The organism is Vibrio sp. bablab_jr001 (assembly GCF_016464285.1).
GTDB lineage: Bacteria > Pseudomonadota > Gammaproteobacteria > Enterobacterales > Vibrionaceae > Vibrio > Vibrio fluvialis.
In genome coordinates this window covers 142,261-156,523 of sequence record NZ_JACDWZ010000092.1, presented here as the reverse complement: position 1 = coordinate 156,523, position 14,263 = coordinate 142,261, and the positions used below count along the sequence as shown (strand labels likewise).

Annotated in this window: 16 protein-coding genes; 8 read left to right on the top strand and 8 right to left on the bottom strand. The window is 50.5% G+C overall.

What is annotated here, in order from left to right; translation table 11 throughout:
• Nucleotides 1-2: 2 nt before the first annotated feature.
• A complete protein-coding gene (locus JIG40_RS14450; protein ID WP_199465563.1) occupies nucleotides 3-1,529 on the bottom strand; it encodes an EAL domain-containing protein in 1,527 nt (508 codons plus the stop codon).
• 354 nt (nucleotides 1,530-1,883) lie between these two features.
• Between JIG40_RS14450 and JIG40_RS14445 the strand changes: the two genes are divergently transcribed.
• Genes JIG40_RS14445 through JIG40_RS14425 form a run of 5 tightly spaced genes read left to right on the top strand, consistent with a single transcriptional unit; the run spans nucleotide 1,884 to nucleotide 4,466 of the window.
• The gene (locus tag JIG40_RS14445) at nucleotides 1,884-2,489 is read left to right on the top strand and encodes a glutathione S-transferase N-terminal domain-containing protein (protein WP_158148216.1); all 606 of its coding nucleotides are present in this window, start codon (nucleotides 1,884-1,886) and stop codon (nucleotides 2,487-2,489) included.
• A 10-nt stretch (nucleotides 2,490-2,499) separates the two neighbouring features.
• Nucleotides 2,500-3,150 (top strand): glutathione S-transferase family protein, encoded by a 651-nt coding sequence (locus tag JIG40_RS14440; protein WP_199465562.1) that lies wholly within the window; start codon nucleotides 2,500-2,502, stop codon nucleotides 3,148-3,150.
• Nucleotides 3,151-3,183: 33 nt separating this feature from the next.
• Entirely contained in the window at nucleotides 3,184-3,789 is a 606-nt protein-coding gene (locus JIG40_RS14435; protein ID WP_199465561.1) for a glutathione S-transferase, read from the top strand.
• A 14-nt stretch (nucleotides 3,790-3,803) separates the two neighbouring features.
• Nucleotides 3,804-4,235, top strand: coding sequence for a GNAT family N-acetyltransferase (locus JIG40_RS14430; protein ID WP_020431568.1), 432 nt, complete (start codon nucleotides 3,804-3,806; stop codon nucleotides 4,233-4,235).
• A gap of 42 nt (nucleotides 4,236-4,277) precedes the next feature.
• Entirely contained in the window at nucleotides 4,278-4,466 is a 189-nt protein-coding gene (locus tag JIG40_RS14425; RefSeq protein WP_199465560.1) for a hypothetical protein, read from the top strand.
• Nucleotides 4,467-4,521: 55 nt separating this feature from the next.
• Here the strand turns inward: JIG40_RS14425 and JIG40_RS14420 are convergent, their stop codons facing one another.
• Nucleotides 4,522-7,275 carry a M16 family metallopeptidase gene (locus JIG40_RS14420; RefSeq protein ID WP_199465559.1) on the bottom strand — a complete coding sequence of 918 codons (2,754 nt, stop codon included), beginning with the start codon at nucleotides 7,273-7,275 and terminating at the stop codon, nucleotides 4,522-4,524.
• Nucleotides 7,276-7,517: 242 nt separating this feature from the next.
• On the opposite strand from JIG40_RS14420, the gene JIG40_RS14415 reads away from it, so the two are divergent.
• Complete coding sequence (locus tag JIG40_RS14415; RefSeq protein ID WP_055451997.1) at nucleotides 7,518-8,198, top strand: hypothetical protein; 681 nt, start codon at nucleotides 7,518-7,520, stop codon at nucleotides 8,196-8,198.
• Nucleotides 8,199-8,312: 114 nt separating this feature from the next.
• Nucleotides 8,313-8,513: a DUF4250 domain-containing protein gene (locus JIG40_RS14410; protein ID WP_020327688.1), complete on the top strand. Its 201-nt coding sequence runs from the start codon at nucleotides 8,313-8,315 to the stop codon at nucleotides 8,511-8,513.
• Between the two features lie 5 nt (nucleotides 8,514-8,518).
• Here JIG40_RS14410 and metR read toward each other — a convergent pair whose 3' ends face one another.
• Nucleotides 8,519-9,430 (bottom strand): HTH-type transcriptional regulator MetR, encoded by a 912-nt coding sequence (gene metR / locus JIG40_RS14405; protein WP_020327687.1) that lies wholly within the window; start codon nucleotides 9,428-9,430, stop codon nucleotides 8,519-8,521.
• Between the two features lie 264 nt (nucleotides 9,431-9,694).
• On the opposite strand from metR, the gene metE reads away from it, so the two are divergent.
• The gene (gene metE / locus JIG40_RS14400) at nucleotides 9,695-11,983 is read left to right on the top strand and encodes a 5-methyltetrahydropteroyltriglutamate--homocysteine S-methyltransferase (protein ID WP_199465558.1); all 2,289 of its coding nucleotides are present in this window, start codon (nucleotides 9,695-9,697) and stop codon (nucleotides 11,981-11,983) included.
• A 91-nt stretch (nucleotides 11,984-12,074) separates the two neighbouring features.
• Here metE and JIG40_RS14395 read toward each other — a convergent pair whose 3' ends face one another.
• The 5 genes from JIG40_RS14395 to JIG40_RS14375 form a co-directional block, all read right to left on the bottom strand.
• Entirely contained in the window at nucleotides 12,075-12,464 is a 390-nt protein-coding gene (locus JIG40_RS14395) for a GspS/AspS pilotin family protein (protein ID WP_024373580.1), read from the bottom strand.
• Between the two features lies 1 nt (nucleotide 12,465).
• Entirely contained in the window at nucleotides 12,466-12,762 is a 297-nt protein-coding gene (locus JIG40_RS14390; RefSeq protein WP_024373581.1) for a YciI family protein, read from the bottom strand.
• A 93-nt stretch (nucleotides 12,763-12,855) separates the two neighbouring features.
• A complete protein-coding gene (gene yciA, locus JIG40_RS14385; protein WP_020327685.1) occupies nucleotides 12,856-13,257 on the bottom strand; it encodes an acyl-CoA thioester hydrolase YciA in 402 nt (133 codons plus the stop codon).
• 114 nt (nucleotides 13,258-13,371) lie between these two features.
• The gene (locus tag JIG40_RS14380; protein ID WP_020327684.1) at nucleotides 13,372-13,917 is read right to left on the bottom strand and encodes a septation protein A; all 546 of its coding nucleotides are present in this window, start codon (nucleotides 13,915-13,917) and stop codon (nucleotides 13,372-13,374) included.
• Nucleotides 13,918-14,004: 87 nt separating this feature from the next.
• Nucleotides 14,005-14,256, bottom strand: coding sequence for a hypothetical protein (locus tag JIG40_RS14375; protein WP_020327683.1), 252 nt, complete (start codon nucleotides 14,254-14,256; stop codon nucleotides 14,005-14,007).
• Nucleotides 14,257-14,263 lie beyond the last annotated feature (7 nt).

Here is a 14,263-nt window from a genome sequence, read left to right as displayed (position 1 = left end):
GTTTAATCCGGAAAACGTCTGGCAGAGGCAAAAGAGTCCGGCTGGCAGTAATCCTCGACGAAGTCATCCATGGTGATCGGCTTACTGAACAAATAACCCTGAAAGAAGTCCACGCCATGCACCGTCAGGTATTGCAACTGCTCCGGGCGTTCAACGCCTTCCGCGACGGTTGGAATATTCAGGCGGCGAGCCAAATCGAGCACGTTATTGACGATGTGATTCGACAGCGCATTCTCACCAATCAAATCGACGAAACTCTTATCAATTTTCAGGTAATCGGCTTTAAACATCTGGAAGTAGATCAGGCTCGAGTGGCCGGTGCCGAAATCGTCGACCGAGATCAGCACATTTTCCTCTTTGAGCGCCTGATAGGTATCCATCAGTTCGACGGCTTCCACCGCCTGTTCGCGTTCGGTCAGTTCCAGAATCAGCTGGACGTGAGGCGCGTTGATCATCTGGCGAAAGCGCTGGCAGCAGTGAACAATCTTACGGTCGGTCAGTTGTTCGGCGCTGATGTTAAATGACAGATGGAAACCGTCCGGCAACGCGTTGGCTATCGGGGCCAACTGTTCGGCAGCTTGCTCCATCAGGGATTCGGTCAGTTTGTGCGATAGGCCACCCCGTTCCAGAATCGAAATGAATTCATACGGCCCGATGATACCCAGTTTCGGGTGATGCCAGCGCACCAGAATTTCGCCGCCGACCAGACTGCCGCCACAGTCAAAGATCGGCTGAATATAAGGTTTGAATTGATGGTGCGCCAAACCGCGTGCCAGTTCACTGGCGAGGCGCTCTGGTTGACAAAGAAAGCGATAAAACTGATAGCTGGCAAACAAATACAGGGCAAACGGGATCACCAGGTAATACGCCACGCGCTGCGCAAGTTCCCAAAAATACATCTTCTGATCGAATTGAACGCGCATGGTGTAGTCGTATTTGGAGGATGGAAACAACTCGCCCTTGATGAGGCGTGAGGCCGGATAGCCAGTGGTGAGCTCTTTGTCGGCCAGGATCAGGGTCGGCTTGATGAAATCGGGATTGATTTTCAACTGATAGAGAAAGTAGTTCATCGACAGCTCGTACACCAGCGACTTGTCACGGTAATAGACCGAAACGGGCTCAATGATGCCGGTATCCAGGCTAATGGAGGGGCCGCTTACCGCCACTGGCGACTGATCCATATACCCACGCAACGAGTTGCAAAAGCCGAGACGTAGTGGTTTGGTGGCGGTCAATCCACCTGGAACCTTAAGAATTTCTTCCATTAATTGCGGTTTGAGTGACTGACAGGAATCACTCAGACTCGGCACCAGATGTTGGGTCGCTTTGTCGAGTTGCGCGAAGAGATTGTCCAGTTGATCCAACACATTGGTGGCTTCACCTTGCGCCTGCAGAGCGATCTGGCGCGCGACGAGCTGATACGCCAGCGCCACAGAACTTAAGGCGAGAACAATAAACAGCAGTCCCGCATAAAGACGAGCTTTAAGCAGGCGGGACTGACGATAACTGGTCGAAGACGTGTTGAACAAAATTTTTCATCCCTTAACTGCGTGGAAGCGAAAAATAGCCGTGGATTACTAATACTTTAACTTATAACGAATGCTGTCCGTGCGACAGCTTGGGGCAATCACAAAAATTGTGATCCGGGTAAAGCTTAGAAAATGAGTCTATCTGGCAAAACTTTCGGTGGTTCAATCGATTACATTGTTGTTTAGAACGATAAAAGCTTGCGCATCATCGCTTCTTTTATTCGGTTTGTAAATGCGCATCGATTCATATTTTTGAGGGCGCAACGTCGCTTTATTTTTCTTCGTTATGCCACAATGATTGTTCAAATCGGGCGTGTTCGACATCCCATCATGGAAAGGACCACAAGGAGAACGATGGACATTATTCTCTATAGCGCGCAGGGCTCGAACAGCTCGGAGCGAGTGGAGTGGACGCTTAAGTACAAAGCCATTGCGTATGCTCGGGTGGAAGTGACTGGCGAGCAACTGACGTCCACTTATTTGCAGATAAATCCGCTTGGTTATGTGCCGGCATTGTCGGTGAACGGGCTGGTGCTCACGGAGTCGATGGCCATCATTGAGTGTATGGAGGAGCTTATTCCTCATCCGCCGCTATTGGGCGGCGATGTGATGACCAAAGCCCGAGTGCGCGAGATCTGCGAATACGTCAATGGATCCATTCATACGCCGCAGAACCGTAGTGTGCTCAAGGCACTTCGCCCGGAACTCAATGAGCACGACAAACGTAAGTTACGCGCCCAATGGATCGCGCAAGGGCTAGAGAAACTGGCGCTCAAACTGTGCCTCGATTCGCCGTTCGCGGTGGGTGAAACTTTTTCATTAGCTGACATTTTTGTGGCCACCATCTACAAGAAAGCGTTGCAGCACGGCGCACGTCCGATTGCCTTCTATGACTGCCATCTCGCTCAACTGCGTGAGCACCAACGTATCGCGCATGCAGAGCCTCAATCGTCAACCTAAGGAACTTACGGTGTATCAACTTTATTACTATCCGAATAACGCCAGCCTGGCGCCGCATTTTCTGCTGCATTACATGCAACTGTCGTATGAGTTGGTGCTGGTGGATAAGCGTACTCAGTCACAAAAATCGCCTGAGTATCTGAAGCTCAATCCGGCGGGGCGAATTCCAACTCTGGTGGACAAGGGGCAGGCCATCTTTGAAAGCTCTGCAATCTGTATTCATCTCTGTGAGCAGCACCCTGAACACGGGTTGATGCCGGAAATAGGAGATCCAGCTCGTCCGCTGTTTTATCAATGGCTGGCGTATCTCAATAACACGCTTCAGGCTGAACTGATGGTGCGTTATTACCCGCAGCGTCATACCAATGATCCCGCGACGATTCCCGATGTCGTCGCGGCGCAGGATGAGCGCATCGGTGATGCGTTGGCGGTGATTGATGGCCAATTAGCCAAACATGCGTATCTGGTGGGAGAAAGGCTGACGGCGTGCGATTTTTTCCTGTTTATGCTCGCGGAATGGTGCCTGCCAGTGGCTCGCTCGCCACTGACGTTTCCAAATCTGGCGCGTTATCTTCAGCGTCTGGCTGGCCATCCGACTATCGCTGCGGTGTGTGCGATCGAAGAGATGGATCTCAGCCCGTTTATCTCGTATGTTGAGTGACAGTCATTCGCCGTTAATTGATAAGGAATTCAAATGGAAATGTTAGTGGGTAATGGTTCAACCTGGTCGCTGCGCGCGTGGATGTGTGGGCGCTTGGCGAACGTTGAACTGGGTATCAAAGTGGTCGATTTGACTAACTCTGATTACAAAAAGCAGCTGGCGGTTCAGTCTCCTTCTGGCTTGGTTCCGGCATTGAATATTGATGGGACGGTGATTCACGATTCATTGGCGATTGCGGAGTACTTTAACGAACTGGCAGACGGCGGACTTTATCCGCGCGATGCGTTGCAGCGTGCTGTCGCCCGCAGTCTGTGCGCTGAAATGCATTCGGGCTTTTTGTCACTGCGCCGGTTGTGTCCGTTCAGCCTTGAGCCTGTCGAGCCGCTGACAGAACTGACGTCAGAGTTGGAAGCCGATATTGCACGAGCAACGACGGTATTTAATCAGGCGCAGCTACCGTTTATGTTTGAACAGGCGGGCGCTGTGGATGCGTTTTATGCGGTGCTTGCGTTTCGTCTGCAAAGCTATGGCGTGGCTCTCGAAGGGAAAGCGGGTGAGTACCAGCAGAGTTTACTGGAGTGGCCGCTGACCAAAGATGCCGTTGTTGAAGCTCTGCGTTGGGAAGACAGCAAAAAATGACAGTAGCAAGCAGGATGCAAAACTATTCAGTGAGTAGCGAGCCGTCCAAACTGGATCTGGACGTCATTCATGGCTTTTTGGCCCAGAGCTATTGGGCTAAAGGCGTGCCTCGCAGCGTGGTCGAAAAAGCGCTGCAGCATTCACTCTGCTTTGGGGTATATGACGACGCTGCTGGTCAGGTCGGGTTTGCACGCATGATCACCGATCGGGCGACGTTTGCTTATCTGGCCGATGTGTTCATTTTGCCTGAGCATCGCGGACAAGGCTTGAGCAAGCGATTGATGGATGCGGTGGTGAGTCACGCGGATCTGCAAGGGCTACGCCGTATGGTGCTGGCAACCAGTGACGCCCATGGCTTATACGCTCAGTATGGATTCGAATCGATTGCCAAACCGGAATTATTTATGGAAGTGTGGCATCCCGATATCTATCAAAGACAGTCGTAATCCGGCTGCTAACAATCATTCACGTTGTGCTAGGAGAAAACCATGTCAGATATGGATAACAGAAAACAAGAAGTCACCGTGGTGGAGATTAAAATGCCGTTTATGTCGATGGTGATCTTTATGGTGAAGTTTGCCATTGCATCGATCCCTGCGATGATCATTCTCGGTGCCATTTTTTCTATTTTTGGCTTGTTATTCGGCGGCATGTTCCATGGTATGGGCCGCTACTAACTTGAATTTAAAACAATAAAAAAGCGGTGTTTGACACCGCTTTTTTTGTTACCGCTTAGATGGCATCGGGCTGAGGCGTCATCAGAACTTTCTGTTTCGTGGCTGATGCGCCAAATATTTGCTGAGCACGCTGCGTCAGATCGCTTGCCGTAATGCTGCGCGTGGTCGCTTCCATATCCAGCGCGGCATCCAGGCCAAAATCGTTGATCACGTAACGGTTAATATACCAAGCCATACCAGAGGCATTTTTCTGCATGTTATTCAGATCGGTAATCAACTGCTTGGCGACGATCGCGGTTTCATCAGCGCTAATGGATTGCGCTAAACTTTGTATCACTTCATCGAACGCGTTTTCGACTTTTTGCGCATCAGCTGGCTCAACCGAAGCGCTCAGAATCCAGTCAACGCCGTGTTCACTGTCCGAGTTTACGGCCATCGCAAAAGGTGAATAGTCCAGACTCTGGTTCTCACGTACAACGGCGGTCAGGCGTTTATTGACGATGCGCATCAACAAGTCGTCCATGAATACCGTTTTGGCATCAGCGGTGCGTACCGGAGCGATCATGCGAACAAAGTACTGCGTATTGGCGTGGTTATTGATCGGCAACTCAAGACGAGCCTGAATCGGATCGCGATAACCGACACTAAAATCGGGTGTGCTGCCCGCATCAAATTGCAGACTGCCCACATATTGGCGTAGTAGGGTTTGCAGTTCGGTTGGTGACGTGTTTGCGACAATCACCAGTGTGTTGTTGCGCTGCTTTTGGAACAGTTCATGGTGGACCTGATAAATCTGCTCAGGCGTCACTTGTTGGTAATCGGCCTCGCTAAACAACCAATGCTTAGAACCTTCGGTGTAGGAGCCGTGATTGATCGCGTAAAGCAGTTGACCCGCCGGGGACGCTTTGTCTTGCTCAATGGCCTGAACCGTTTCTGATTTCACCGATGCCAGCTGATTGTCGTCCACGTGAATTTCACGTGTCAGTTGGTTCAACAGCGCGAACACATTGCCCAGTTGTTTCTTATTGGCACTCATCTCCACGCCGTGTGACGTTTCATTGATATAAGGGCCTAAGTAGATGTTGTTCTCTTTCAGATAATTATTGAGCTGCACGTTGGACAGGTTGCCCAGTCCGCTGCGGCTGGCGACGTTGACGGCCAGTTGGCCGGCAGGATACAGGTCGCGTGGAAGAGCTGACGCTCCACCGAGGCTGGCATAGCGCAGGTAAACATCGTCACCCGCGTGGCTGCTGCGCAGATAATAAACTTCGACGCCATTCGACAAGGTCCATTGCGTCAGATCCGGATAGTTGCTGAAGGTCTGAGTATGCACGATATCGCCAGGTGCGGCTGGAGACAAAAACGGTGTGTCGACCTGGCTAACCGTCTCCATCAGTCCCGGCTGTTGCAGGATTTGGCGCAGGCTGTCGGTCGATTTTTCCAAGGCATTAAGATCTTCACTTTCAGCGCCCACCAGTTCAATCATAGGATCCACCGTCAAAAAGGTGTTGAGGTGCTGATTGATGCGTTGGAGTGTGGCGGCGGAGAGTAGTGTTTTCAAACCTTTCTTGTATTCCAAATCGGATGGCAGTACTTCGTCGTAACTGATGGCATAGACGCGGTCATCGGCCAGCGTATTTGGTGCCAGTTGTGAGCGATACCAATCAAAATTCTCCAGATCGTCTCGGTAACTTTGCAGAACCATGTCCAGCTCTTGTTGAGTTGCGCCATGATCACGCAGGGATGCTAAGGTGTTCAGGAACAGCGATTGGGAAGCCGCGCGTTGCTCAACCGGAAACGCAATGGTCAGCTCGGTATAGCGCTGATCGTCCGTATTGTAATTGAACGCGGTTAAGTCCTGAGTCGGCAGCGCTGCGTTGTAAAACGCGTTTTGCAAGCGATGTTCCATCAGGCGAGTCGCAATTTCGTCGAAACGGTATTCCAACAAAGTTTCTTGATCCGCAATGCGGATTTCACCCTGCGGGTAAAACAGCGACAGGCGCGGAGCATCACCCGCCGAGGCGGTGTAAATCAGATCGCTGGTGTTTTGCTGCGATAACGCCGGGCGAGCGGGACGTGGCGTTGTGCCTTGCTTCCAGTCTGAGAAATACTGGCGCACCCATTTCTCGCCTTGTTCTAAGGTGATATTGCCAGTAATGATCACTTCGGTGAGCTGTGGCTGGTACCAGGTCTGGTAGAACTCACGTAGCCCGTCTGCTGTCGCCATTTGCACGTTGCTGCGATTGCCCAATGGATCGTAGGTCAGATAATCGGAGCCGTCGGCGAAATGTTCATACAGCGTATCTGGCTCTGAACGACGAAAACGGAATTCGCCCAGAATGACCCCTTTCTCTTTTTCGACTTCTTGCGGATCAAACGTCAGGCCATCGGCAATATCACGCATCCACAACAGCGCGTCATCCATGTGCTGGTTGTCCGGCAGATCCAACTGATACACGGTTTGCGAGTAATTGGTGTAGGCGTTAAGGTCAGCACCAAACTGGCCGCCACTTTTGGCTACCATATCGATCACATCATTGTGTTCGTAATGGATGCTGCCGTTGAATGCCATGTGTTCAACATAATGTGCGTAGCCCGCTTGTCGCAGCGTTTCCTGGAACGACCCGGCGTGCACGTATAAGCGGATGGAGACCGACTCGTTGCTGTCAGGATAGAGATGATAGGTGAGCCCGTTATCAAGGGTTTGTGTTACCCAATGTTGACTCGGTTCGAAAGGCGTGGATGTTGGCTGACTCGCGCAACCCACTAATGTCAGAGCAAAAATGCCTGCCAAATGACGGTATTTCATAACAACCTCTGTTCTTGTTTTTGCGTCACTATATACCTATCCATATGATTTATTAAATATTTAAAACCAATTTAGCGGGAAAATGCGTGCTATCTAATCATATGCATTAAGTTTGTTATATTTTTGTAGTCACGGATGATGAAATGTGAACGTCAAACTGTGCGTGACAACATGCTCTAGGCATGCGCTGGCGGAGTTTGCTATTATCGCGCCAGTTTTTATTGCCATTGATTGTTGGATTTATGCTTTATTCACTGCTTTCTGTTTTTGCTCCGATGTTACTGGGAGCACAAATCATCCTGACCTTGGTTCTGGTCAAAGGGGAAATCTGCCCGGGCCAGCGTGGCCGTATTCACAAGGTGTTACCCGCTATCGGTGTGCTCTGGTTGGCGGTGGCATCGGTCAAAATTGAAGCGTTTATGATTGTTGCGGCGATCTTTTATTTCTATTCGCAAGTGCAGACTAAAAAGACTCGTGATGAAGGTCCTTTGTGGGTGTTGTATCTGGCCAACGGTTTGTCGATTGCTTATGTCGCGATTTTGATGGGGGAAGCGCCAAACTGGGCCGCATCACTGTCAATTCTGGCGATGGTGGCCATGCTGGGCGCGATGTTTGCGCACCTATTATTGACCATTGCTCGCACGCGTCTGCAGGCGTTTCACCGCATTTTGCCAGTGGCGGGTATTCTGGCTGCAATGCTCACCACTTTGTGTGTGGTGCCGTTTGCCCATCGCCTTGATGCGGAACTACTGGCGTCGCTGACCCAACCGTTGCTGATCAGTTTCGCCCTGATGGTGGCAGGCATTATTGTCTGGTGTTGGCACATCATGATGTCCAAAACGGTAGATAAAGTGCAACTGGCAGTGGCGCAGCTGCTGATGCTGGCTGCTGCGACGGGTTTTCACGGTTTGTATCTGATGTAACTGTCGAGAAAACGGCGCTAAGCGCCGTTTTTGTTTGGCTAGAGCAAAATCACGGTTCAGGTGTCAATTTCGAACTAAGCTTAATGAAAGCGTTTCGAAAGAAGGAGCACGGAGATGGATCTGAGTAACGTCGGTAAGTTGGACAGTGTGATTTTGCTGGGCATTGTGAACGAAAAACTGCGTCTGGAGTGTGACAGCTTTGACGAGCTGGTGGTCACTTACGAAATGGATATGGATCATGTGGTGGATAAGCTGAGCGGACTGGGTTTTCAGTACGATCCGCTTACCAACCAGTTTAAATCTGTCGAACGATAGAAAGATTAAGCCATCTTGATTCCGTCAAGGTGGCTTTTACATTGCTGGCGCGCCGTGGCAAAGAAAGCCTGCAGATAGCGCTTATCTTTTTCACTGTTACGCGTGGCAGCAAACAGGCGGCGCCATAAACCTTTCCCCAGCGGTTTGCTGGTGATAAGTCCCTGACGGGAGAATTCACTGATAGCCCAGTTTGGCAAGGCCGCTACCCCCAATCCCGCCGACACCATCTGCACCAACATCAGCGTATTATCTGCCTGTTTCCATTTAGCTGGTTCCACTCCGGCTGGTTGCAAAAAGTGCTTCACCACATCGAGACGTTGCTTTTGCACCGGATAACTGAGCATGGTTTGCCCCGCCAGATCCTGCGGAGTAATCACGCTTTTTTCCGCCAGCGGATGATTGGTTGCGGTGATCAAACGCATTTCAAAATCAAACAGCGGCTCATAATGCACTTCAGAGCGCGGCAGAATATCAGAGGTGATCACCAGATCCAGTTCTCCCGCCAGCAGAGCGGGCAGGGGTTCAAAGCCAAAACCGGATGAGAAATCCAGCGCCACACTTGGCCAGGAAATCTGATATTCACGTAGCGCCGGCATCAGCCACTGGAAGCAGGAGTGGCACTCAATCGCCATGTGCAGGCGTCCGTTCACATCCTCTTTTAAGCTCGCCAGCTCGTTTTCTGCTTTGGCTAGCTTTGGCAGAATGTCATCTGCCAGCTTGAGCAAAATGTCACCTTCGGAAGTAAAGCGTACCGGACGGGTTTTGCGCAGAAATAGCTGACCGCCAATGCGGGCTTCTAAATCTTTAATCTGATGAGAGAGCGCAGACTGAGTTAAGTGCAACGCGGTGGCGGTGGAAGTCAGCGAGCCGGTGTCGCGCAATGAAACTAACGTTCGCAAGTGTTTGAGCTCTATCATGAGTTCTCCTCATCTTTCCCTGGGCCAACATGAATTTTTATTTAAAGTACGCCGATTTTTTGGAGCTGTAAACATCTAGACGTCCATTTGTTGTGAGTATTTACGAATCACAGCCAGTGCACCATGAATATTTTTAATAAACAAGTTGAATATTTGGATGTTGAGTAAACGTCAGTCGAGCGAGATAGTTTAGCCATCCAGACATCTTGATTGATTTAAGCACAGGGATGTCTGACTCAATTAATGACAATAAGGAATCAGGCTATGGCGACTACTACACACATCCTCGGCTACCCACGTATCGGCGAAAAACGTGAACTGAAATTTGCGCTGGAAAAATACTGGCGCGGCGAAATCAATCAGGCAGAACTTCAGACCGTTGGTCGTGATATTCGTCAGCGTAACTGGACGCTGCAAAAAGAAGCGGGTCTGAGCTTTGCCACCGCCGGCGACTTCGCATGGTACGACCATGTGTTGACGACCACCCTATTGTTGGGACATGTACCGAAACGCCATCAACACGGCTTTCCAGACTTAGATACGCTGTTTCGTGTGGGTCGCGGCCAGTCGCAAAACAGCTGCGGTTGCAGTGGCAGCGCAGCGTCGGACATGACCAAGTGGTTCAATACTAACTACCACTACATCGTGCCGGAATTCAGCCGAGACGACAGTTTTGAAGTGAGCTGGCCGCAACTGTTTGAAGAGGTGAACGAAGCGGCCAAGAGTGGCTTTGACGTCAAACCTGTACTGCTTGGCCCGGTCAGCTACCTGTATCTGGGTAAAGAGGTGGAAGAGGATTTTGAACGTCTGACATTGTTACCGCGTCTTCTGACTGCGTATCAGGCGATTCTTGCAAAACTGGCGAAGCAGGGCGTAACCTGGGTACAAATCGACGAACCGATTCTTTCTCTGGAACTGGATCAAACTTGGCAGGATGCGTTCAAGCTGGCGTATCAGGTGATTCAGGGCGACGTGAAGCTGCTGCTGACCACCTATTTTGATTCAGTGCAGGACACACTGGACAAAGTCATTGAACTGCCGGTGAACGGTCTGCATATTGATTTATCTGTGGCGCCAGAGCAATTGGATGAGGTGCTCGCCAAACTGCCGAAAAACTGGGTCTTGTCGGCTGGTGTGGTCAACGGCCGAAATGTGTGGCGCGCGGATTTGAGTACGCTGCTGCACAAACTGGAACCCGTCAAAGCCGAGCTGGGCGAGCGCCTTTGGGTGGCAAGCTCTTGCTCGTTGTTGCACAGTCCGGTCGATCTGGAATTGGAGAAAAATCTGTCGGAAGAAGTGCGCAGCTGGTTTGCATTTGCCAAGCAGAAAGTGACCGAAGTGGCACTGCTCGGCCGCGCGCTGGATGGCGATCAGGCTGCGATTCTGGCTTGTGATACCTACAGCCAGCCGATTGCCGCGCGTAAAACCGCGACTCACGTGAACAAACCACAGGTTCAGGCAAGGCTGAATCAAATTACGGATGCTTTGGCGCAGCGCAGCGCGCCTTACGCCGAGCGTGCACACCATCAGGCAGAAGTGCTGGGCTTACCATTTTTACCGACCACAACCATCGGTTCTTTCCCACAAACGGGTGAAATCCGCACGCAGCGCAGCGCCTATCGTCAGGGTAAATTGTCGGAAGCGGAATACATCACGGCGTTGAAAGGGCACATTGCTGATGCGGTTAAACGTCAGGAAGCGTTGGATCTGGACGTGCTGGTGCACGGAGAAGCAGAACGCAACGACATGGTGGAATACTTTGCTGAGAATCTGGCGGGTTTTCAAACCACGCAATTTGGTTGGGTACAGAGCTACGGTTCACGTTGCGTAAAACCCGCGATTGTGGTGGCTGATATTGAACGCGAGCAACCGATCACGGTCTCGTGGTCAACCTACGCGCAGTCGCTGACTTCGAAACAGATGAAAGGCATGCTGACCGGCCCGGTGACGATTCTGTGCTGGACCTTCCCGCGCGAAGACATTTCCCGTAAACAGATTGCGCAGCAACTGGCGTTGGCGCTGCGTGATGAAGTCTCGGATCTGCAAGACGCTGGTATCAACATCATTCAGATTGATGAGCCAGCGATTCGTGAAGGTTTGCCTTTGAAAAAACGTGATCACCAAACCTATCTCAATTGGGCAGTCGAAGCGTTTAAGATTTCCGCCGCGAGCGCCCGCCCGGAAACGCAGATTCACACGCATATGTGTTACAGCGAATTCAATGAAATCATTGAATCGGTCGCGGCGCTGGATGCAGACGTGATTACCATTGAAACGTCACGCTCCAATATGGAGCTGTTGAAAGCATTCGAAGAGTTCAATTATCCGAATGAAATCGGTCCGGGAGTGTATGACATTCACTCGCCAAATATTCCGGATCAGGAGTGGATTGAAGATTTACTGCGCAAAGCTGCGGAGAAAATTCCGGCGGAGCGCCTGTGGGTCAACCCGGATTGTGGCCTGAAAACCCGCAACTGGCCCGAAGTGGAAGCGGCGCTGACCAACCTGGTTCTGGCGGCCAAAGCACTACGTAAAGAGTTGCAACCTGCGTAAAAATCAACGTTCCACGAATAGAAAAGGCCTCAAATGAGGCCTTTTTGTGTTGCTGAGTCTGCAAATCACAAGCGGGAAGCGCCCGTGAGATTTATTTGCAGTCTTCTTTAGTCACCATCTGGTCAACCATCAACTGGCCACGGGTATTGCGCATTTTGATTCGGTAACCCACACCGACATCCAAATTGGCGCGGACATCGGAATTGTTGCAGAAAGAATGAATGCTGTTTTTCAGCACTTGGTCAATAGGCTTCGCGCCCTGATGGTCGGTGTTGTAGACCATCATCAGTTCAATCGTACTGCCTTTGGCATTGGCACGCATGATATTGAGCGGGCCGTATTCCAGCGGAAGCTCTGAACTCAGAATGCTGGCTCGGTTGGCAGCAAGCAGCTCCAGATTTTTCTCGCGTTCGGCGTTGGCACTACAACCAGCCAGAACTGCGAGAGAGAGAAGTGCCAGACCCAAAGATGACTTTTTCATATCAGAATACTTTTTTGAAAGGTTTAACAATCACGTTTGCGTATACGCCAGCGCCCACATAAGGATCCGCGTCCGCCCATGTCTGAGCCTCTTCCAGCGAGTTGAATTCTGCAATCACGGTTGAACCGGTAAAACCCGCTTCGCCCGGATTGTCTGAGTCGATCGCTGGCATCGGACCTGCGGTCAACAGGCGGCCTTCATCTTGCAGTGCTTGCAGACGCTCAAGGTGAGCAGGGCGAACGCTCATGCGTTTTTCAAGCGAGTTTTCAACATCCTGAGAAAAGATGACGTACCACATATTGATATCCTTATTGATTTCTTAACAGTAAGTGTAGGCCTTAATGTACTGAAACAGAGCGACTTTTAAAGCCCAAAACGTATATTTCTGTGATCAGCTACCCTGCTTAATCGGTCTTGGGCGGCCATCGGCATCAATTGCCACGTAGTTGAAGGTCGCTTCACACACCTGAAAGCGATCTAATACGCCATCTTCTTTGATAGGTTTGACCCAAACCTCCAGATTAATTGACATCGACGTGCGGCCGATTTTGGTGCATTCGCCATAGCAGCACACAACGTCGCCGACTTTGACGGGTTTCTTAAACGTAATGCTGGAGACAGATACCGTGACGATACGGCCGCAGGAGATTTCTTTAGCCAGAATACCGCCGGCGAGGTCGAGCTGCGACATAATCCAGCCACCGAAGATATCGCCATTGGCATTGGTGTCCGCTGGCATGGCCAGTGTACGCAGTAAGAGTTGACCTCGTGGTGAGTTCACTTCCTGATTCATGTTTTGACATCCACTACAAACAAAACAGCGACCAAAGTGGTCGCTGTAAAAAAGAGGGCCGAATTATAACAATAATTCCGTCACCAATTCATCTTTGAGTGCTCGGATGACTGGTTATTCACCGGAGTTTTTTTGCTCTTTTGGCAGATGCTTGTAGATGTAGATGCCCGTGAGCAGGGTATAAGCGAACGTGGCAGCCAGCAGGCCAAACACTTTGAAGTTCACCCACACATCCAGCGGAAGCTGATAGGCGATGTAAATATTGAGCACCGCGCAAACCGAGAAGAAACCAACCCAGGCCCAGTTGACCTTAGCCCACACCGTTTCAGGCAGAGTGATCTCTTTGCCCAACATGCCTTTGATGGCAGATTTACCCATCATGTGGCTGATAGTCAGACCCAGTGCGAAGATGACGTAAACAATGGTCACTTTCCATTTAATGAAGTTGTCGTCGTGAAGAAAAATGGTCATGCCACCAAACACTGCTACCAGTACAAAGGTGATGAGCTGCATTTTTTCGACTTTTTTGAACATGAAATACGTTACTGCGACCTGAACTGCAGTGGCTGCAATCAGAGCGCCCGTCGCGACGTAAATATCGTAGAACTTGAACAAAGCAAAGAAGATGATGAGCGGGATGAAGTCGAGCAGTTGTTTCATTGTGCAGATACGTCCAAATAATAGCGTGCCGACAGTCTAACCAAATAAGACTGTCAGCTAAACAGTAAATGATAATTTGAAACAAATTTATCGATCACAGTGTTGGTTCTCCAACGTAGGAATCACATGCTTCATGTCCTCTAAGTAGCCTTCTGCCATCAGGTTTTCGACCAGTAGATCCAATTCATCGTCGGACAAATTAAAACAACTGGATTTGCCAGTCATGGTGCGCAAAGTGCGGTGATAGGCCGCTTCGTCAAAATATCCCATACGCTCTTGCAGCAAAGTCTCGATGCCGTGGTGGATCAGGCTATAGTAAATATGGCGCTGCATTGTCATGATGCTC